Annotated in this window: 17 protein-coding genes; 5 read left to right on the plus strand and 12 right to left on the minus strand. The window is 66.1% G+C overall.

The window, feature by feature from the left end:
* The first annotated feature begins 10 nt into the window (after window positions 1-10).
* A complete protein-coding gene (locus tag AC1DHY_RS13470) occupies window positions 11-439 on the plus strand; it encodes a YchJ family protein (RefSeq protein ID WP_476879966.1) in 429 nt (142 codons plus the stop codon).
* Here AC1DHY_RS13470 and AC1DHY_RS13475 read toward each other — a convergent pair.
* The 3 genes from AC1DHY_RS13475 to AC1DHY_RS13485 form a co-directional block, all read right to left on the minus strand.
* Window positions 436-1380 (minus strand): YrzE family protein, encoded by a 945-nt coding sequence (locus AC1DHY_RS13475; RefSeq protein WP_476879969.1) that lies wholly within the window; start codon window positions 1378-1380, stop codon window positions 436-438. The two genes, AC1DHY_RS13470 and AC1DHY_RS13475, sit on opposite strands and share 4 nt — an antisense overlap.
* Before the next feature lie 164 nt (window positions 1381-1544).
* Window positions 1545-3560, minus strand: coding sequence for an acyl-CoA dehydrogenase family protein (locus AC1DHY_RS13480; RefSeq protein WP_476903761.1), 2016 nt, complete (start codon window positions 3558-3560; stop codon window positions 1545-1547).
* A 64-nt stretch (window positions 3561-3624) separates the two neighbouring features.
* Window positions 3625-3939: a hypothetical protein gene (locus AC1DHY_RS13485; protein ID WP_476880171.1), complete on the minus strand. Its 315-nt coding sequence runs from the start codon at window positions 3937-3939 to the stop codon at window positions 3625-3627.
* 295 nt (window positions 3940-4234) lie between these two features.
* Here AC1DHY_RS13485 and AC1DHY_RS13490 point away from each other — a divergent pair, with 295 nt between their 5' ends.
* From AC1DHY_RS13490 to AC1DHY_RS13500, 3 genes are read left to right on the plus strand one after another with little or no spacing between them, the layout of a single operon-like run.
* A complete protein-coding gene (locus tag AC1DHY_RS13490; protein ID WP_476880170.1) occupies window positions 4235-5683 on the plus strand; it encodes a DUF3375 family protein in 1449 nt (482 codons plus the stop codon).
* Window positions 5684-5685: 2 nt separating this feature from the next.
* A complete protein-coding gene (locus AC1DHY_RS13495) occupies window positions 5686-6726 on the plus strand; it encodes a DUF4194 domain-containing protein (protein WP_476880169.1) in 1041 nt (346 codons plus the stop codon).
* On the plus strand, window positions 6723-10223 hold the full coding sequence (locus AC1DHY_RS13500) for an ATP-binding protein (RefSeq protein WP_476903762.1): 3501 nt from the start codon (window positions 6723-6725) through the stop codon (window positions 10221-10223). Before AC1DHY_RS13495 ends, AC1DHY_RS13500 begins: the two co-directional genes overlap by 4 nt.
* Window positions 10224-10253: 30 nt before the next feature.
* Here the strand turns inward: AC1DHY_RS13500 and AC1DHY_RS13505 are convergent, their stop codons facing one another.
* The 6 genes from AC1DHY_RS13505 to AC1DHY_RS13530 all read right to left on the minus strand — a co-directional run bounded on the left by AC1DHY_RS13505 (window position 10254) and on the right by AC1DHY_RS13530 (window position 15923).
* A complete protein-coding gene (locus AC1DHY_RS13505) occupies window positions 10254-10748 on the minus strand; it encodes an FBP domain-containing protein (RefSeq protein ID WP_476880167.1) in 495 nt (164 codons plus the stop codon).
* Between the two features lie 1418 nt (window positions 10749-12166).
* Entirely contained in the window at window positions 12167-12880 is a 714-nt protein-coding gene (locus AC1DHY_RS13510) for a DUF998 domain-containing protein (RefSeq protein WP_285242556.1), read from the minus strand.
* A gap of 51 nt (window positions 12881-12931) precedes the next feature.
* Complete coding sequence (locus AC1DHY_RS13515) at window positions 12932-13747, minus strand: alpha/beta fold hydrolase (protein ID WP_285242557.1); 816 nt, start codon at window positions 13745-13747, stop codon at window positions 12932-12934.
* Window positions 13744-14217 carry an SRPBCC family protein gene (locus tag AC1DHY_RS13520; protein WP_441410705.1) on the minus strand — a complete coding sequence of 158 codons (474 nt, stop codon included), beginning with the start codon at window positions 14215-14217 and terminating at the stop codon, window positions 13744-13746. The genes AC1DHY_RS13515 and AC1DHY_RS13520 overlap by 4 nt, the downstream gene beginning before the upstream one ends.
* A complete protein-coding gene (locus AC1DHY_RS13525; protein WP_476880129.1) occupies window positions 14210-14563 on the minus strand; it encodes an ArsR/SmtB family transcription factor in 354 nt (117 codons plus the stop codon). The genes AC1DHY_RS13520 and AC1DHY_RS13525 overlap by 8 nt, the downstream gene beginning before the upstream one ends.
* 79 nt (window positions 14564-14642) lie before the next feature.
* The gene (locus AC1DHY_RS13530) at window positions 14643-15923 is read right to left on the minus strand and encodes an IS110 family RNA-guided transposase (protein ID WP_441410707.1); all 1281 of its coding nucleotides are present in this window, start codon (window positions 15921-15923) and stop codon (window positions 14643-14645) included.
* 495 nt (window positions 15924-16418) lie between these two features.
* Between AC1DHY_RS13530 and AC1DHY_RS13535 the strand changes: the two genes are divergently transcribed.
* Window positions 16419-17621: an IS110 family RNA-guided transposase gene (locus AC1DHY_RS13535; protein ID WP_476880131.1), complete on the plus strand. Its 1203-nt coding sequence runs from the start codon at window positions 16419-16421 to the stop codon at window positions 17619-17621.
* 35 nt (window positions 17622-17656) lie between these two features.
* On the opposite strand, the gene AC1DHY_RS13540 is transcribed toward AC1DHY_RS13535, so the two are convergent.
* From AC1DHY_RS13540 to AC1DHY_RS13550, 3 genes are all read right to left on the minus strand, one after another.
* Window positions 17657-18400 carry a TIGR03943 family putative permease subunit gene (locus AC1DHY_RS13540; RefSeq protein ID WP_476903763.1) on the minus strand — a complete coding sequence of 248 codons (744 nt, stop codon included), beginning with the start codon at window positions 18398-18400 and terminating at the stop codon, window positions 17657-17659.
* Complete coding sequence (locus AC1DHY_RS13545; protein WP_476903764.1) at window positions 18390-19469, minus strand: permease; 1080 nt, start codon at window positions 19467-19469, stop codon at window positions 18390-18392. The genes AC1DHY_RS13540 and AC1DHY_RS13545 overlap by 11 nt, the downstream gene beginning before the upstream one ends.
* Window positions 19470-19588: 119 nt before the next feature.
* On the minus strand, window positions 19589-20152 hold the full coding sequence (locus AC1DHY_RS13550; RefSeq protein ID WP_476903765.1) for a copper resistance CopC family protein: 564 nt from the start codon (window positions 20150-20152) through the stop codon (window positions 19589-19591).
* Window positions 20153-20181 lie beyond the last annotated feature (29 nt).

The following is a 20181-nucleotide window of genomic DNA, read 5'->3' on the forward strand; positions in this document are numbered from 1 at the left end:
AAGGAACCACGTGACAGACGCCCAGGCCGCCGCTTCCGAGCCCCACGGCGTCCCCTTCGAGGGAAACTGCCCGTGCCTGTCAGGGGAGCAATATGCCGACTGCTGCGGCCGCTTCCACCGCGACGACTCGGACGCGTCCACGGCGGAGCAGCTCATGCGGTCGCGGTACAGCGCCTTCGTGGTGCTCGACGCCGGATACCTGCTCCGCACCTGGCACCCGGAGACGCGCCCGGCCACGCTGGAGCTCGATGCGGAAACCCAGTGGCGGCGCCTCGACATCGTCTCGACGCACCGCGGCGGCCCGCTGGACACGGAAGGAACGGTTGAGTTCGCTGCCTATTACCGGCACGACGGCGAGCCCGGCGTGCACCGCGAAACCAGCCGGTTCCTGCGGGAGGACCGGCGCTGGTACTACTTGGACGCGGTGACGCTCGCCTAGCGCTCCTCGACGGTTTCCACCGGGGTGAAACCGGCGCGGTCCACCTTGCGGTGGAAGCGCATGCCGGCCAGCCCGCCGAGCATGGCGCCGATCAGGGCCACCACGGCCACCACAACGGCCGCGATGATGCTGGTCGCGGTCAGGTCGCCTTCATTGACCGGGATGCGCGGGAAGCTGTTCAGGTTCGCCAGGACATTGAACCTCTGCCCGGCCGTCATGGCCAGGACAGCCACGATGATGGCCGCGATCAGGGCCCAGATCCAGACCATCAGACCCTGCCGGGCGCCATTGAACCGCGCCATCCTGCCGGCCACGTAACCGCCGCAGTAGTAGGAGACAAAAAGGATCACGAGCAGGGTGATGATGCCCACCAGGCCCACGCTCTGGTTCTGTGAGGCCTGGTTGACGGCTTCATTGACGTTGGTGTTGGTGGCGAGGCCGACGGCGGTGCCGGCAGCTGCGACCAGCGCAGTGAGCAGCACGGCCATGCCAGTGGCGGCGAGCCAGCCGAAGAACGCCGAGCCGATCTTGACGCCGCCGAACTGTTCCTTCTCGCGGGCCACGACGGCCTCGCGGGTGGGCACCTCCTCGACGACGGCGTCGTTCTCGACGTAACCTCGCTCATCGCGCGAGCCGTGGATCACGCGATCGTCGGCGGCGCGGTCGTCGACCACACGGTCGTTGCGTCGTGCCGCGCCCGCAGCGGCTGCCCCGGCGACGGGGGCGGCGGGGAAAGCCCTGGTGTCGTTGGAGCGCGCATCCGCCCGGGCGTCGGTGCGTTCCTCGGCACGGACTTCGTGGCGGGTCTCCGCGTCGGTTGGCCGCTCTGCAGTCACGCCGTCCTGGCGCGCGTCGTGGATCCGGCCGTCCCGGTCCACGGTCCGGTCGTCCTCGGGAACGCGGCGGGGCATACGGTCTTCGGGGCCTGTGCTGCTCATGATGGCTGCTCGCTTTCATTGATTGACCCGAACCCATTGTTTGGGCCGGGCACGGCAATGCTTCGACCGTCATCAGGTCTTCCCCACACCTAACCACGGCATCCCCGCACATAGCAAGGATGCTTACTATTCAGGGGAGGTTGCCGCCCGCCCGGCATTGCCCCACGTCAGCGGTATGTTCGGTGCAGGTTTTCCGTTGCGGACGCGCGCGGGCTGGCGTCCGCGATCCAGGGCCCGGTCCCCTCGGACTGGTCCAGCACACCGGCCTCCAGCCATTCGAAGTCCCCGGCCAGCACCTGGCGGGTCAGGCCACGGTCGCCGTCGTCGGTGTTTCGCCAGAGCTGGTCGAAATACTCTTCGACCCGGACCCGCGCCTGCGCGCAGTAGGCGTCGGCGAGCTGGTAGGCGGAGGCGCCGCGCTCCGGGGCGGTCCGCAGCAGCATTTCCGCCCGGGAACAGCAGGCAGCCATCGCGAACAGCTCCGCGCCGATGTCCACGATCCGCCCAAGGAACGCCTGCTTGTGCTCCAGCTTCGCCTGCCAGCGGCCCATACCGTAGAAGGTCTGGCGCGCCAGCCGCCGAGACGCGCGTTCGACGAAGCGCAGATGCCGGGCGAGCCGGCCGAAGTCGCTATACGAGCGCGGGTCCAGGCCGTTGCCCGCCACCAGCTTCGGGAGCCAGCGGGCGTAGAAGCCGGATGCGCCGACGGCGGCCTTCGCCTTCTCGGACAGGCTGGCCTCCTCGGACGCGAGGGCACCGGCGGCGGCCAGGTGGGCGTCCACCGCCTCCCTGGCGATCAGCAGCCGCATGATCTCCGAGGACCCCTCGAAGATCCGGTTGATCCGCAGGTCCCGCAGCTGCTGCTCGGCGGGGACGGCGCGCTCGCCGCGGGCCTCGAGGGAGTCGGCCGTCTCGAAGCCCCGGCCGCCGCGGATCTGGACCAGTTCGTCCGCGATCCGGCAGCTGATTTCGGTGGACCAGAGCTTCGCCAGGGCGGCCTCGATCCGGACGTCCTTCTGGCCGGCGTCGGCCAGTTCGGCGGACAACTCGAACACGGCATCCAAGGCGAAAGCGCTCGCGGCGATGAAGGCGATCTTCTTGCCCACCGCCTCATGCTGGCCCACCGGGCGGCCCCACTGGGTGCGCGCGTTGGACCATTCGCGGGCGATCTTCAGGCTCCAGCGGCCGGACGCGACACAGAGGGCGGGAATGGACAGCCGGCCGGTGTTCAGCGTGGTGAGTGCGATTTTCAGGCCCTGGCCCTCGCGGCCGAGCCGGTTGGCCGCGGGCACCCGGACCTGATGGAAGCGGGTGACGCCGTTTTCGATACCGCGCAGGCCCATAAACGCGTTGYGGTTCTCCACCGTGATGCCGGGGGAGTCCATCTCGACGACGAAGGCGCTGATACCTCCCTTGTGTTCGGTGCCGTCGGAGTCGGTGTGGGCCGGGACGAGGGCCATTACCACCACGAGCTCCGCGATGACGCCGTTGGTGGTCCACAGCTTCACGCCGTCCAGCACATAGGACTGGCCGTCCTCCGCCGGGACGGCGGTGCTGCCCATCCGCGCGGGGTCGCTGCCGACGTCGGGCTCGGTGAGGAGGAACGCGGTCACGGCCCCGGCGGCGCAGCGCGGCAGGTACTCGCGTTTCTGCTCGGGTGTCCCGAACACCTTGACGGGTTCCGGGACGCCGATCGACTGGTGCGCGGACAGCAGCGCCCCCAGGCTGGGGTGCACCGATCCCAGCAGGGCAAGCGCCCGGCCGTAGTACACCAGGGACAGGCCCAGGCCGCCGTATTCGCGCGGGATCTTCATGCCGAAAACCCCGAGGTCCGCCAGCCCGGACAGGTAGGCGTCGGGGACCTTCGCGTCGCGTTCAATGAGGCGGCCGGACATGGTGCGGCAGTACGCGGTGAGCCGCTCCATAAACGCCTCGCCGCGTTCGACGTCGTCGGCCGGCGCCTGCGGCCACGGGTGGACCAGGCCGAGGTCGAAGCTGCCCAGGTAGAGGCCTTTGGCGAAGCTGGGCCGTTCCCAGCTGGCCTCCCTGGCGGCTTCGGCGACGGCCCGGGCGTCGGCGGCGGTGGCCTCGCGGCCGATCTTTTGCGCCGGCACCGGCACTTCGGCGGCGGGGCTGTCGGTTGCGGGGCCGCCAGTTGCTGGGTTGTCGACGGCGGAGCTCATTGGGCATCTCCTCTAACCGGGTTGTCCGGCTCGAGCCCTGGATCCGCCGCGGGTGGAGGACCCTTCAGCTGTCCCGCAATACTACCCGCGGGTAGGTGCCCGTACTAGGGGAGGGCTGCCCGATTAACTCGCCCGGAAAGTCCGTGGTGAGCTCCACCGCGGCGGCGTGGTGCAGCAGGCGGTCCCAGCCGGCGTTGATGCCGTGGACCAGGCCCAGCAACGCTCCGGCCACCACGAACCAGGCCAGCCGGCCCACGCCCAGCAGGGCCAGCGCCACGAAGGCGGCCGCCGTAATGAAGAGGCCAATGACCAGGGCGAAAAGCAGGGTTCCGAGGAACACCATGGTGCCCGTTTCCACCGCACTTGGATCGAACTGCATTCTTCCTCCTGCACCGTCGCTTCGGCTGGACCAGTAGCCCGAGCGTAGGGCGCCGCGGGCCGGACCAGCCAGAGTCGCCGTGCGGGTCGGAAGGGGTTGATACGGGATCGAAATGCTACCCGCACGTAGGTCACGGGGAGGTCGCGGATTTCCCCGCCGCAGCAGTCTCTGCCGCGGTGTGCGCCGCCATTCCGGGGACCCAGCAGGGATTCCGGAGGCCCTGCGTTAACCTTGTAGTTGGCAGTTTTCTTGGATCCACTGCCCACCCCACCCCCGGCATCGATAGGAGAACTGCGTGTCCCGGTCCGCTGTGTCCCCCGCCGACGCCATCAGCGCCCGGCTCCGGGACCTGGAACTGCTCACCAAAGGGCCCGCCTGGGCGCTGACCCGTTCGGCGCCCTGGGTGATCGCCGTGTTGCAGGCCTCCTTCACCCGCACCCGGCCGCAGCTTCCGCTGGAGCAGTTCCACGCCGACGTCGACGCCTTCCTTGAGCAGCTGCGCCGCCAGGATCCGGGGCTGGGCGGCTCCGCGAACGGCAAAGGTTTCGGCGACGAGTGGACCCGCAAGAATTTCCTGACCCGGCGGAACCAGTCCGGCCAGATCGTGTACGAGGTCACCGAGCCCGCGGCGCGTGTCCTTGCCTTCCTGGACAGCCTGTCCAGTGAACGCTCCACGCTCAACGGCTCGCGGCTGGGCACCCTGCTGGGCGATGTCGAGAAGCTCGCCAATGAGACCAACCCGGACCAGAGCGCCCGGCTGGAATCCCTGGAGGAGGAGATCGGCGAACGCCGCCAGCTGATCGAGGAGATCAGTTCCGGTGAATTCGACGGATTGCTCGACGACGAGGAAGCCGTCGAGGCGGCCGGCAATATCCTGGACCTCGCCGCGAGCCTGCCCGCGGACTACAAGAAGATGCGCGACCGGATCGAGGAGCTGGTGGGCGAGCTCCGGAACCAGATCATCGAAGAGTCCCTGAGCAAGGGCGCCACCATGGCGCAGGTGCTTGAGGCGGACAAGCGGCTGCGGCAAAGCCCGGAAGGAAGGACATTCCGGTCCTTCACGGCGTTCCTGGAGGACCCGCAGCAGCAGCTCCGCTTCCGGTCCGCCATCGGCGAAGTGCTCAGCCGGCAGTTCGCCGACGACCTGAGCCAGGACGAACGCGAGACGCTGAAGAACCTGGTGGCCGAGCTGCGCAGCCAGCACAGCCAGATCCAGCGGATTTACGGCAAGCTCAGCGAAAGCCTCAACACCTACGTCCAAAGCGACGACTACCGGCAGTCTGTCCGGCTCCGGAAGGTGCTGCGAGAGGCCGAACAGGCGATCCGTTCATTGCCGTACGAGCGCGAGCGTCCCGGCCTGGTCCGGGGACCGGTGCTGTTCAACGCCGGCTTCGAGTCCCTTGCCATGGTCAAGCTCTTCGATCCGGACGAGTTCGCGGCGCCGCCCAAACTGGCCGATCCGATCGCCTTCAGCGACTCGGACCGGGTGCGCTCGCCGCGGACCGGGAAGGCCAACCCCGAGGCGATCCGCGCGGCGGCCGCGGGCGCCACAACACTGGCCGAGGCCTGGGAGCAACTGCCGGACGGCGAACGGCACATCAACTCCATCCGGGCCCTGCTCTCGCACGCACTGCACCTAGGCGCCGGCTTCGACCGGGACGCCTGGGCGCCCCTGGACTTCGAACAAATCGACGGGTCCACCCGCGCCGCCTACCTGCCCGTCGTCACACTCAAGAAGGATTGAAGATGAGCGAAGTCTCCCTCGAAGCGCCGGGCGCCGAGCCGCAGCACCAGCCGGAACCCGCCAGCGAACCGGGACACGTGCACCCGGACCCGTTCGCCGTGACTGCCCGGGACACGTTTGTCGACGGCGCAGCGCTCTTCCCCGGCGACACCGGAGTGCTCCCCATGAAGGTCCGCCAGGCGCTGGTGAAACTCCTGAAGGGGCCCTACATCGACGGCGGCCGCGACGAAAAACTCTGGACCACACTCCTGGACAACCAGGTCATCCTGCGCAGCCGCCTCTCCGAGCTATTCCTTACCCTGCAGCTGGACCATGAACGCAAGATCGCTGTGCTGCGCCCGGTGGACCCCGAAGCGATCGGCGGGAGCACCCGCTCCAGCATCCTGCGCCAGCAGCGGGCCCTGAGCCGGGTCGAAACCATCGTCCTGCTCCGCCTCCGCCTGCTCCTGGACCGCCACGTCACGGCCCAGACCGACCCCACGATCACACGCGAGGAAATCGCCGACCTCGTGGCCCACTACCAGCCGGCCGGCCAGCAGGACGCCCTGCGCGACTCCGACGTCGTCACCCGCGCCATCACCAAGCTCCTGGCCCGCCAGCTCCTCCTCGCCACAGGCCTGGATGACGTCTACACCATCTCCAACGCCCTCCCACTGGCCCTCCCGTTCGAAAACATCGGCGACATCCCGGCCCAAATCGATGCCCTGATCGCCGCCAGCACCGACCAGTCGGGCACCGAACCGCTGCTGGACCTCGACGCCGACGCGGCCGTTCCGGTGGATGATGCAGAAGGCGACGACGACATTTCGGTGACGCAGAGCGATGGTGACGACGACGATTCGCTCCTTAACAGCAGCGGCAGCGCCGGGGACATGCGGCAGCATGCGTCTAAGCTGGGCCCACTCGGACAGGGTTCCCTGGCCGAGCTTGCGAGGCGAGGGGGTCCGAGGGGCGGAACGAGCGAGCATGCAGAGCATGTGTCCGGTGATGTCGCGATAGGCGACCACAACGGCGTGACCGACGAAGCGGAGGACGCCGAATGAGCATCGCCACCATGCTGCCTATGGGCGAGCTCACCAACCCCGGCCAGATGCGCCTGGCCCTCGTGCAGGTGGTCAACTGGGGCACCTTCCACGGCGCCCACACCATGCACGTGGACCGCAATGGCACCCTCCTGACCGGCAATTCCGGCGTCGGCAAGTCCACACTGTTCGACGCGATGCTGCGGGTCTTCGACGCCCGCCCGCGCTCCAACGAGGCAGCCGCCCAGCGCGCCGGCGGGGCCGTGGAGGACAAGAGGACCACCTTCACCTACATGCGCGGCAAAGTAGGGGACAAGGCCGTCGGCGAAGGCTCGGCCAGTGCCTTCCAGCGCCCCGGCGCCACCTGGTCCGCCGTCGCCCTGACCTTCGACAACGCGGCCGGCACCCGGGTGACCATTTCGGCGCTGTTTGATCTGCCCAAGAACGGCACCGAATCCAGCGTCGGACGCTACTACCTGATCGATAACAAGCCGCTGGACCTGGCCGCTGTGGAGGGCATCGCAGAGAAGCGCTTCACCAAGTCGGCGCTGGACGCGATTTTCCCGGATGCGCAGATCTTCGACGTGCACAAAGCCTTCGCAGAGCGTTTCCGGCGCCTCCTCGGGATCAACTCGGACCAGGCCCTGCCGCTGCTGCGCGTCATCCAGGCGGGCAAGGGTCTCGGCGGCAGCGTCAACACCTTCTTCCGCGACCAGGTCCTGGATGCGCCCGCCACGCTGGCCGCTGCGGACGACGTCGTCGAGGAATTCAGCAACCTGATGTCCATCCGGCAGCGGCTCGAAGACGTCCGGCAGCAGCGCGACCAGCTGGCCCCCGTCCCCGGGCTGAACAAGGAGTACGCGCAGGCCCTGCTCGACGCGAACCGGCTCCGGGACCTCACGGGCGAGGAGTTCGAGGCCTACAAGCAGCAGCTGGCCGTTACGGTGCACGAAAAGACGCTTGAACGCGTCAAGGCCCAGGCACAGGAGAAGGCCCGCGAGCTCGGTGCCGAGCGCGGTGTCCGCGACGGACTGGCCAAGGAGCTCCGCCAGCTCGAGGCCGACTACAACAACCAGGGCGGCAACGCGATCTCCGCGATCGAACAGTCGCTGGAGAACGCCCGGATGGGCCTCAAACTCCGCCAGCAGGTCGAAGAGTCCGCCCGAAAAGCCCTGACGGATGCGGGCCTTGAGCTCGAATGGACGGCCGCCGGCTGGGAGCAGGCGCACGAACATGCGGCCGCCCGCTCGGCCGAGCTGAAGGACGACTCCGAGGCCCTCAAGGAGCTGCGGTTCGAGGCGTTCGACGGGCACGCTGCCCGGAAGCGGGAACTCGCCGCCGCGCAGCAGGAACTTGTCTCGCTCAAAACCCGGAAGTCCCTGCTGCCGCCTTCAAGCATCGAAAACCGCAGCGCCATCGCGGCTGCCACGGGCGTTGCCGAGGAGCTGATGCCGTTCGGCGGCGAACTGATCGACCTCGCAGAGGGCCACGAGCAGTGGCGGCCGGCCGCTGAGCGGGCCCTGCGCAGCCTCGCCACCACGCTGCTGGTCCCCGGCGAGCACTTCACCGCCGTCACCCGGTACCTCAACGATCATCCGGTCCGCGGCGCACTGCGCGCCGTCGACGTCTCCAAGCCGCTCGCCGGCGGCGCGCTGGCCGTGGAGGATGCGGCCGACGGCGACCTGCTGACCAAGCTGGACATCCTCACCGCAGGGCCGGCCGCGGCGGCCGGCGAATGGATCCGGGAGCGGATCGCCCTTGATTACGCGTACCCCTGCGTCGAGGATCCGGACGAACTGGCCCGGCTGGACAAGGGACTGAGCCTGGGCGGCGTGGTCAAGCGGAACCGCCACACCGTGGAAAAGGATGACCGCTTCACCTCCCGGCAGGACTACGTCCTGGGCTTCGATAACGCCGCCAAACTGGAACTCGTCGCCGCGCAGGTCGAGGACCTCCAGCAGGAACTCGCCAAGGCCGCCGACCTGGCGCAAAGCCGGGAGGAATCCCACCAGGGCATGACCCGGCAACTCGACGCACTCCGCCGTGTCGCCGACGACCACCGGCCCTGGGAACAGGTCTCCGCGGCCGTGGCCGCCGATGAGCTCGCCCGAATCGAGCAACGGCTCAAAGACGCCCTCGCCGCCCAGGCCGACCTCGAGCCGCTCCGTGCCAACATTGAGGCGGCCCGGCAGAAACACCAGTCCAGCACCGAGGCCGCGGCCGTGCTGCAAAGCGAGTACAAGGCACTCGACGCCAGGCTCACCACGGCGGATTCACTGCTGGACGCCGCACGACGGCGGCTGGCCCAACAGCCGCCGTCGGACGCCACAGCAGCGGCACTGGAACCCTACTTCGTGGACTTCGGCGACGTCCTGGAAATGCACGAACTGGACAACCTCGCCAACCTGGTCCGCACCCGGCTCCTCGCGGAACTGCACGCAGCCGAGTCCCGCGGGCAGGCCACGTCCGAGCGGCTGACCAGGATCTTCGAGGGCTTCGTGCGTGAATGGGGCACGGCCATCTCCGCGGACCACGGCACCTCGATCGGGGCTGCCGGGGAGTTCGAAGGCCGCTACCACGCCATAGTCAGCGACGGGCTGCCCGCCCAGGAGGCCGAGTTCCGGCAGTTCTTTAACCAGCGGACACACGAGTCCTTCAGCACGCTGCTACACCTGCTGGACGAGGAACGCCGTTCCATCACCAGCCGGATCCTGCCGCTGAACGGCGTCCTCTCCGAGGTGAACTTCCACGAGGGCAGCTTCTTGGAACTGGACATCAAGCAGACGCTGCCCGCCACCGCGAAGCAGTTCAAGGACGCCATCCAGAACGCGCTGAAGGTCCGCCACACCCGTCCGGGGAAGGCTGCCGCCGCGGGTGCGCCCGCGGGCCAGGCGGCCGGGCAGGACGACGACGCCGAGCTGACCAGCCGTTACAAGTCGCTGGAGACGCTGGTTAAGCGGCTCGGTTCCCAGGCGCCCGAGGACCGGCGCTGGCGCGCCGAGGTCCTGGATGTCCGGGGCCACCTGTTCATCCAGTGCAAGGAGCACCGCGGGGTGCAGCCCGCCGGGCCAAACGCGGCCGCCAAGGGCAGCCGGACGCCGCGCGCGGCGAAGACCGAGGTCTACATGCACGCGGACACCGGGTCGATGTCCGGTGGCGAGCGGCAGCGCTTCACCGCGTTCATCATGGCCGCGGCCCTGAGCTACCAGCTGGGCATCGCCGAGCAGGGGTTCACCACCTACGGCACGGTCATGATGGACGAGGCCTTTGTGCTGGCCTCGGAGGAATTCGCCGGCGCCGGGATCAAGGCGCTGCACGAGTTCGGATTCCAGCTGCTCCTGGCCGCGCCGGAAAACGTCATCGACCTCTCACGGCACCTCGGTTCGGTGACCGAAATCCTCCGGGACAAACGCACCAACCGGTCCGGCGTCCTGACCGCCCCGGTGATCACGGCAGGGGCCGCCCCGGAGGGCGCATGGCGCTCCGAGGCGAACCCTGTGGACATCGTCCTGCGCTGAGGACAGCCCGTCCTGCGCCTGGCTGCTGCGTTACTTCCCCTGGACGCGGTCCAGGAACCTGGAGGTCCGCTCAGCCAGGCCCTCGATTTGCCGGAGTACGACGGCGGCCGGGTCGGGGTTGATCTCGTTGGCCGGCGGTTCCACCCGGACATTGCGGCAGCACCCGAATTCGGCGCAGATCAACGTGCCGACGGTGTTCCCGTTGCGGCCCGACTGGCCGGACCGCTTCGCCACCCAGAGCACCACGTCATCCTTGGAGAAGATGTCCCGGCACAGCTCGCACAGGACTGAGCGGTTCTTCTTGGCGCCGCCCTCCGGGGCCCGGAGCATGATTCCGGTCGGACCGGTCGGGCCCGGCAGGACAAGGTAGCCGCGCAGCGGCATTTTCCCGTCGCGCCAGCCCAGGAATTCGAGGCTGTCCCAGTCGAGGGAGTCGAAGTTCGCGGGGAGGTTGAGTTTGGCCGCTTCGGAGCGGCTCGCGTTCACGAAGGACGAGCGGATCTGCTGGGGCGTGAGTTTTTGCATGACGGAATCTTTCGGCATCGGATGGTTCCGTCCCGGGGCCTGATGGCGCGCCGGGGCGGTCTAGGGCAAGGGAATGCCAGCCTGTGATTCCGGGTGTTACCGGGTACTTCCGGTGAAATTAGTCCGCGGCGACGGCGGACGGTCCGGTGGAGGCTGGCAGGTGCGCGGCCGCGAAGCAGGCCATACCGGCCACCCCGCTGACTGTGGCAGCAGACATCGTTGCGATGCGCATGCTCACTTCCCCTCGTCCATCACGGAGACATTCGTCCCGGAAATTCACCGAACCGGGTCCGATCGGCCCGGTCCGGCCATCCTTGCAAATCCGCGGGACGCCTGTCCAGTTTCGGGGTCCCTGCCGGGAACCTGGGCGCTTCGCGTTGAAGCGCCCGGGGGTGGAAGCCCGGACCTAGGCGGCCCTGGCGTCCGCTGGCGCGGCCGGCTGTTGGGTCCACGGCTTCCGTCGCAGGGCTCCGGGATCCCTGGCCCTGGTGTTTACGTTGTTCGTCGCCTGATTACTCTCCTACAAGCGCCGCATGATCCAGGCAGGGGCAAGGGATGGTCTGGGCTGTATGGGCGAGGAGCTGGTACAGGAGCCCGCAGCCGAGAGCCGACTTGAAGCGCTTAGACCACAGTGTCCGAGTGCCGGGCCCTTTCCGTCTCGTATGAGCGCAATCCGTGCTTTACTCCGAGGCGAATGATCCAGTACAGGGCCAGTACAGCGAGAACTACCGGCACAGCGACCGCCGCCAGTCTGACAATTATCAAAACAATGTCCAATGCGTTTCCCCCAGTGTGAGCTTTTTCGAAAGCAAGCCTCTCACACGGCTTGTCTGTAGGAACACATTTCCGTCGGACGCCGATCACACTGACGGGGGCACAGCAATTTTACTGAGCCTGCCCGGCCCGGTGAGCCCTGAGCGCATCTTCTCTGATCCATCCTCTGGTGAGGACCAAGTCCAGGGCGACAGACGCCGGGAACACGATCCAGAAAATCGACTGAGGTGCCAGGCCCGCAAAAACCAACCCCATGAGGACAAGGATCATGCTTCTTGCCGCTCGCGAATGTAGGTCAGCATCCAATCCCCCCTTGTGCACTCCCATGATCCCCCTGGTCACCGAAGTGCCCTCAGCATCACCTGCCAGCCCCCCACGGTCAACAGGGCTCGCCACGCCCGGCTTCAGGATGACCAGGATGAGACCACCCCGCGCCGGATTCGACCTGGAGCGAGGGTTCCGGTACTAAACCAGAGGGGCCTCGCAGGGCTCGCACCTTTTCGGGCGTCCGCTGGCGCGGCCGGCTGTTGGGTCCAGTGCTTCCGTCGCCGAGCTCCGGGATCCCTGGCCCTTTCCCACGTCTTTACCGATGCTCCTATAGTCGTCAAATTGCTGTTGATCGTGCTTTTTAGTGGTTGGCTCGCTCAGCTGGTGCGGACGGTGGGAGGCAGGGGTTGGCTGCGTCGTAGGTGGGCGGCCGTTATTGCCAGCCAGGTCCAAGCGAGGACTACGGCTGCTGTGAAGCTAAGAACGATGACGGCTGACGTTGACCCGCTGGCAATGCCGACGAAGGCGGCGAGAAAGAGGATTCCGGTAGCAAGGGAGAATGCTCCGAGCCTCCGGTTTTCGGATGTGTAGAACCGGCGGGCCATAACGCAGCAGGCAGCGATGAAGGCGGCAAAGCCAATCCCTGCGGTAACGAAGTGAAGAAACCCGTGGAGGGACCCGGAGATAGGGGGTCCGGGAGGTGCGCCTTGAGGGAATCCGTTCATGGGATCGGCGGTGAAAATCCCCGCACCCACTAATCCGGCACCGTAGATTCCGACGAGAACCGGCCCCCAGGTGGCTCCTCGTCCGGGGTTGAGTGCGCGACGGAATCCGACGGCGGTCAGGAGGGTTAGGGCGCCGGTGAGGATCAGGTTTGTGGTTTGCATCCAGCCTAGGTCGCCGTTGGCTAGGACGCTGAGGTCGTTATGTGCCGCGTCGAAGCCCGGGCGAAGAAACGCCTGGGCATAGCTGACCAGAAGGTATAGGGGGCCGGCGGTGATGCCACAGGCCAGCAATACCCGCGTGGCAGAGGAGGCGGGCGGGCGTCGTTGGGATCCCTGATGTTCGGTCTGATAGCTGATTTTGGGCATGGTCTATTCCGGTCTGTGGGCGAAATGAATTTGGTGAGAGTGGTCAACGGGTCAGTTGGTGAAGAACCCGCGGAGTTCGGCTGCCATTGCTGCGTCTGAGACTTGGTGTGTTTGGCCCTCGAGGGTGCGGTGAAGGGCCTGGGGGATCGCGGCGGCTGTTGTTGCTTGAGCTGAGGTCATGACCGGGGCGGCTTTTCCACCGACCATGACAAGGGTCGGCACCGTGATTTTGGCGAACCGGCCGGTGGGTGCGGTGAAGTTGTTGGTAACGGCAATTTCATTGGGGAGGGTGTTGGCGGCGTCCTTTTGGCTCTTCCAGATCTTTGGCATGAGGCGCAGCATGAGGGGCACAAATGCAGGGACGCCGATCATCTTGACCAAGAAGTAGGAGACCATCGCGCCGCGCTTGTTTTGGGCGAGCAGTGAGTTCAGGTGCCCGGCGTGGTCGACGGGCGTTCCGTCGACGTTCCCGATTCCCGTGTAGGGGGCCTCGTAGGTGGCGAGCTTGCGCATCGGGATACCCGCCGCTGCTGCTTCGAGGGCGAGGGCCGCACCGGAGGAGATGCCATAGACGTAGGGGTCTCCGCCCGCATGGGTGATGACGGCGGCTAGGTCTTCGATTTCGCGTTCCACGGAGTAGGGCCGTGTATCACCGCTGTCGCCGCGGCCGCGACGGTCGTAGAAGTACACGGTGAAGGAGTCGGCCAGCGTGGTGGCCAGGGCCCGCGCCGGGCCGAAGGACCGGCCGCAGAAGGCGCCGTCAACCAGGACCAGGGAGGGGCCGGAGCCGATGTGTTCGACGGAGATGGGGGTTCCGTCCGCTGAGGTGATCTGGGTGACCTGGCTTTGGGCGGCGCTGGTTTTCATGCTGTGGGCCTTTCGAGGAGGGTGTCGAGTTTGGTGAAGGACAGTATCCATCCGGCGTGGGTCATGTCCCGGATCTCGTCGGTGAACGGGCCTTGATGGAGGGTCATGCGCGTCCGGTCGCCGTGATCGTGGAACTGAAGCCGCAGCACGACGTCGTCCACGGGCCCAGCCTCGGTCAGCGCTGTCAGTTGAATCTCGAGGGATTCCGGTGCCTGAAAGGCGGTGATGCGCCCCCGGATGGGGTGGCTGGCCCCGGTAGCGTTGTCGACCATGGTCAACTCCCACCGGCCCTGCTCCACGAGCTCCACGATGATGCTGTCCACGGGTACGTGAACTCCTTCAGGCCCGAACCATGAGGCGAGGAGTTGGGGTTCGGTCCAGAACCGCCAGACCGTGTCCCTGGGGGCGGCGAAAGAGCGGGAAATGAAAACATCGTGTTCTGTGACTTCCTGCTGGCGCCCCTCAGACATCTCGGCCCTTTCCCGTAGGTGGGGTGTCGCGCTGAAACGAGGCCAGCGCGCCGTCGAGTTTGTCGAAGGACTCACCCCAAAACTTCTTGTACCGCTCCATGTACTCGCTCGCTTCCTTAAGCCGGTCGGGCTCCAGATGACTGAACCGGGCAGTCGCTACCCGGTTCCGGGAGATCAGGCCAGCATTTTCCAATACCTTCAAATGCCTCGAAATCGCCGGTTGGCTGATCCTGAAAGGCGCCGCGAGGTCGGACACCTGCGCGTCACCGTCAGCGAGCCGCTGCAGAATAGCCCGCCGAGTCGGATCGGCCAACGCCGCGAACACTGCACTCAATTCATCAAGCATCAAAACCATAACCTTGTCGTTATATAACCTTGTGGTTTTAGAGTAAGTCTGGTTTGAGTAAAGCGTCAAGCCTTGAGTCTCAGCTAACGGCGCCCGGTAACGCATTTGTCCTTGCTGCAGCTGTCGTCGGAGGTGTGCGGCGTGGCATTTCGGCCTGGTCGATGAGCCATTTCCGGTAGGCGCCGGCCAGGGCATCGTTGCGGATATGTCCGCGTTCCAGACGCGAAATGATGGAAACCCATTGACCAAGTTCGCCGGCGACGGTCGTTAAGGTCATGCCGAGGTCTGTCCGCCTGCGGCGGAGGTCGGAGTTGTCGGGTGCGGGCCGGGGATTGGTGATCTGACGGTAGATTTCCCTGGCTGCGTAGCGTTTGAGGCAGCGCATGATTTCGCGTTTGCTCTTTCCCTCTGACGTGCGTTTAGCCACGTACTCCTTGGTCCGTTGGCACGAGCCCATGCGCACCAGAACAACCTGGTGCAAGGCATTATTGGCGCTGCGGTCGCCGCCCCTGCTGAGCCGGTGGCGGGTTGTCTTGCCCGATGAGGCTGGCACCGGGGCGACGCCGACGAGCGAAGCGAACTGGGCCTCGTTCCCCAGACGGTCCGGATTGTCCCCGACGGTGATCAACAACTGGCTGGCCACTTCGGTTCCGACTCCTGGGAGATCACAAAGCATCGGAGCATAGCCGTCCAGGATTTCCTTGAGTGCAGCGTCAGCAGCCGCGATTTCCGTTCCCAGCGCTTGGCATCGGGCTGCCAACGCCTTGAGCGTCAGCAGAGTCACGTACTCGGGGTCAGCCATATGCCCGGAAGGTCTCGTGCGCTGCAGGGCAGGAATCAGCGCTGAGGTGGCCAGTGCCCGGTATTTCGCCCGGATCTTGTCCGGGGCTGAAACGAGGAGCGCCTTGATCTGGTTGATGGCCGCAGTGCGGGCCTTGATGGCTGATGCGCGCCCGGAACGTACGATCCGCAGGCATTCGACGGGGCCGTCTTTGGCCTTAGGGATCGCCTTGGTCCGCCCCTCGAGCACGGACTTGGCGGCCTGGTAGGCATCCAACGGGTCTGACTTCCCTTTGAGGCGACGGGCGGCCCGGTTCGGGCGGTTTACCTCCAGCACGGTGAGCCCTTCACCCCGAAGAGTTCGGGCGAGTTCGGCACCGTAGGAGCCTGTTCCTTCGACCCCGACGGCTACGACTGTGCCGTAGGAAGTGATGAAGTCGATGATTTTCCGGTATCCGGATCCCACGGCCAGGAATTCCCTGTCTGCAAGGGGTTTGCCGTGTTCGTTGATCACGGCTACGTGGTGTGTGTCGGCGTGGGTGTCGATACCCGCGATGACTTTTATTGGTTCGCTTGCCAAGATGGAAATTGCCCCTCAGTCGCGTCGAATGCTGATTGATCGGGCGCGGGCCAGGTGGGCAGACAAAACGGTAATGGGACTGGTCGTATCAGGCTCCTATGAGGTCATGTCCGCCTGGCCCGACACCCCTTTTAACGGACCTTGAGCCGGCGGACAGATCGTCGGGAAGACAGTGCCGCCTGGTACGTCAATTTTTGGCTGGGTCACGCCGGCTCAAGGACTGTTCCAGTATTACCGCTTTTTTGGCTGCTGTCCTTATGTTGTTACCGGGTGAAGTTCCGCGGCCATTGTAGGGTCGTGGCTACCCAGGGGAGGCGGGTATGGCTTTGTTGCTGTGGCCGGACGGCTTCATCCGTGACGGCTCCGAAGGATTGGCCACCCGCCACCACGCGATGACCCGACCGCTGATTGAGAAACGCGACATGATCGCCGGATAAGGACACGACGGCGCGGTTATCTGCCGGGTTCCACCCATCCGACAGACTGGAGGCTGTTTTGACAAAATTGTGGGCCGGAATCGACGTCGGCGTCGATCACCACTGCGTCGTGATCGACGCCGACGGAACACGGCTGCTCTCGCAGAAAATCCCCAACGACGAACCAGCCCTGCTGGACCTCATCGTCAACGTCCTCAAACTCGCGGCCGGAGATGAGGTCACCTGGGCGACCGACCTGAACCACGGGGGACCGGCCTTGCTGATCGCCATCCTCGTCGCCCACGGCCAGAACATCCTCTACATTCCCGGCCGGACCGTGCACCACGCCTCCAAAATTTACCGTGGCGATGGCAAGACTGACGCCAAAGACGCCGCCGTCATCGCCGACCAGGCCAGGATGCGCAAAGACCTCCAACCCCTGCGGGCCGGTGACGAGGTCAGCACCGGGCTGCGGATCCTCACCGCCCGGCGGGCCGACAAATCCGCGGACCGGGTCCGGGCAATCAACCGCCTGCAGGCCCAGCTGCTCGAATACTTCCCCGCCCTGGAACGGGCCTTCGACTACAGCCGCTCCAAAGGAGCGCTGCTGCTGTTGACCAAGCACCGCACCCCGGACGGGATCCGCCGCACCGGCCAAACCAGGCTGCACGCCTGGCTGAAGAAACACGCCACCCGCTCCTCCGCAGCAGTTGCCGCAGCCGCCGTCGAGGCCGCGAAATCCCAGCACACCACCGTCCCGGCCCAGCACCTCGGGGAACAGATCGTCGCCGCACTCGCCCGGGAAATCCTGACCCTGAACGAGGAACTCGCCGCACTCGATGCACTGATCAGCGAGAAAGTCACCGAACGCCAGCACACCGAGGTGCTGTTGAGCATGCCAGGGTTCGGACCAGTTCTGGCCGCCGAGTTCCTTGGCGCCACCGGCGGTGACCTCACCGTCTTCCAGACCGCCGACCGATTCGCCGGCGTCGTAGGACTGGCACCGGCCCCCAGGGATTCAGGGAGAATCAGCGGCAACCACCACCGGCCTCGCCGCTACGACCGCAGGCTGCTGCGCGTCTTCTACCTTTCCGGGCTTTCGGCGCTGAAAAGCTGCCCGGCTTCCCGGACCTACTACGACCGAAAACGCACCGAAGGGAAAACCCACATCCAGGCCATGCTCTCCCTCGCCAGACGGCGGCTGAACGTCCTTTGGGCCATGCTCCACGACGGCACCCCCTACACTCCGGGCCCGGCGCTGGGAGCCCGCCCGGCCCCGTGACGGGCCCGCCCTGCGGTCCGGCGTGCGGATTGCCTCTAGTAGACGTAGGGCTGTTGGGGTTGGGTGGTTGCGGCGATCTGTCCGGGGTTGAGAAGAAGATGGGAGGCGCTGTCATGCCCCGGGTTGGGGCTGAATTGGCCGCTGACGGTGACCCAGCTGTCGGTTTTGTAGAGTTTTTGCCAGCCGGGGAGGTGGACGGGAACACCCACCGGTTGCGCGTCGACGGTGCAGCAGGTGACCACAAAGCGGGTGACGTAGAAGGTGTTGGCGGGGTCGTCCTTGTCCGCCGTGACGAACCCGGTGACGGTAGCTGTTTTACCGGTGAAGTAGGCGTCTCCGGGGCTGTAGCGCAGTAACGACGCCCAGCCGCGGATGTTGAAGGTCGCCGGATCATCTGCCATCAGGGTGCTGGTCTGGTACCGGCCCAGGGTGCCCGAGACGTTTAGGTCCCGCTGATTGGCCGCGGCGGAGCTCAAGGTTGCCGGCGGTAGGAACAAGAGGCCGATAAGGGCGGCGGACACGATCAGCAGGCTGCCGGCTGCCCGGAGGCGGCCGGGTGTCTTTGCTGGTTCCGGGTGTCGGTCGTGGGCTGCTGGGACCATGACGAACGCGGACAGGGCGGCTGAGGCCGCGATCAGGGTCATGGTCACGGTGAAAACGGTGTACCGCGGGTGGATATACAGGTCGAGTTTGCCGGTGATTGCCAGCCAGAGCGTCGCGATGATCCCGATCAGGCTGAGCATCACGCCGTGGCGGCCGGCGAAGCCTTTAAAAAGCAAGGTTCACCGCCCATCCCAGCACGGCGGAGCAGAGCCCGATGACCAAGGTCAGGTGGAGCAGGGTTTTGGTCGTAAACGTGGTGCGCAGCAGGGCGAGCATCTTCACGTCGATCATCGGACCGAACACGAGGAATCCCACCACCGCGCCGGGAAGGAACGTCGCACCGAAGGAAAGAATGAAGAACGCGTCGACGGTGGAACAGATGGCGACCACGAAGGCGAGGGCCATCAGTGCCAGCACGGACCATACGGGGTCACTGCCGAGCGTCACCATCACTTCCCGCGGGATGCCGACCTGAATGAGTCCGGCCAGTCCTGCGCCGATGAATAGGGCCGGCATCATCGCGTTCGTTTCCCGGGTAAAGAGTTGGATACTTTGCCTGACTTTTCCTTCGGTCCGGTGGTGATGACCTTCGGTTGCGCAGGTTTGCTCGAATCCGGGCGTTAGAACGCTTCCGGTCGGTCGGTCCCGGTACATCCAGCCGACAAGGTTGGCGATGAAGAACCCCCCGGCGATCCGCCCCGCCAGGATGCCGTTGTCCCACCCGAATGCCTGCTGGGTGGTGATGATCGTGATGGGGTTCAGGATGGGGGCCGCGAACAGAAACGTCATTGATTCGCCCACCGTCAGCCCGTTGACCATCAGCCCGCGCGCCATCGGGACATTTCCGCATTCGCACACGGGCATCAGCATCCCCAGCAGGGAGAGCAGCAAGCGCCGCAGGACGGGCGAGGCCGGCAGCCGGCGGAAGAGAAAGTCGGCGGGCAGCCAGATTTGCACCAGGATCGAGACCAAAATCCCGAGGAACACGAAAGGCAGAGACTCGATCACCACGCTGATCGAGAGCGTGAAAAAGTCCCTGGCGGCGCCCTCAATGCCGGCAGTAGCTTCCGGCACCAGTGTGCGGAAGAAGAAAGCCACCACAATCACGAGGGCGGCCGCAAGCACCATGGTCGCCCGGCGGAAGCCCGCCGCAGACCGGTTCACATTGTCCCGCGCGGACGTATCACCCAACCGCACCAGCGGTGTCGGCGGGGTCTCTCCGGAGCCCAGGACCGGTCTGTCCATAGGGCGAGAGTACCGGGGGCCGGAGGGAAGAAACAATGGAACACCGCGTGGCCCTGATACTCAACTGCGGTGAGCCCAACGCGATCAGTCTGCGACTGACGTGCGGGGCATTGAGCTGGCTACCGCGCCCCGATGGAGAGCCGGCGTCTGATGAAGATGGCCCCCGCAACGAATGCGATCACCAGGACGATCCCGACCGCACCGGCCGTGACTAGTTCGGCCCGGATGCCCGCTCCGGTGCCTGACGCGGCGGCGGACGTCGATGGCGTCGCCGCGGTGGTGGCGTTCGCGACGCCGGCTCTGAAGGTGAAGGTTCCTTCGATGGGGTGGCCGTCGGAGGAAACGACCCGCCAGACGACCGTGTATTTTCCTTCCGGGGCGTCGGCTTTGACGGCCTGGGTGACGTGGTTATCGACGATGGCCACGGGCCCATCGGCCTGGTCGGTGCCCTTAGAATCCTGCACCCGGATGACGGATCCGATGGCAAGGGGGGTGTGGTCGAAGGTCAGACCGATCCTGGCGGGCACGGTGCGGATCGTGGAGCCGTTGGCCGGGTCGGTGGTCTCGAGGACATCGTGGGCCTGTGCCGCCGCGGCGGGAACCATCAGGAACGCTGCCGTGACCACGATCAGCAGGCATCGCCCAAGCGTGCGTCTTGGCCCGCGAGGGTGTGTTGTTTTCATGAGGGGTCCTTTCGGGAGCGGGATCCGTG

The organism is Arthrobacter sp. 05L44 (genome assembly GCF_056397605.1).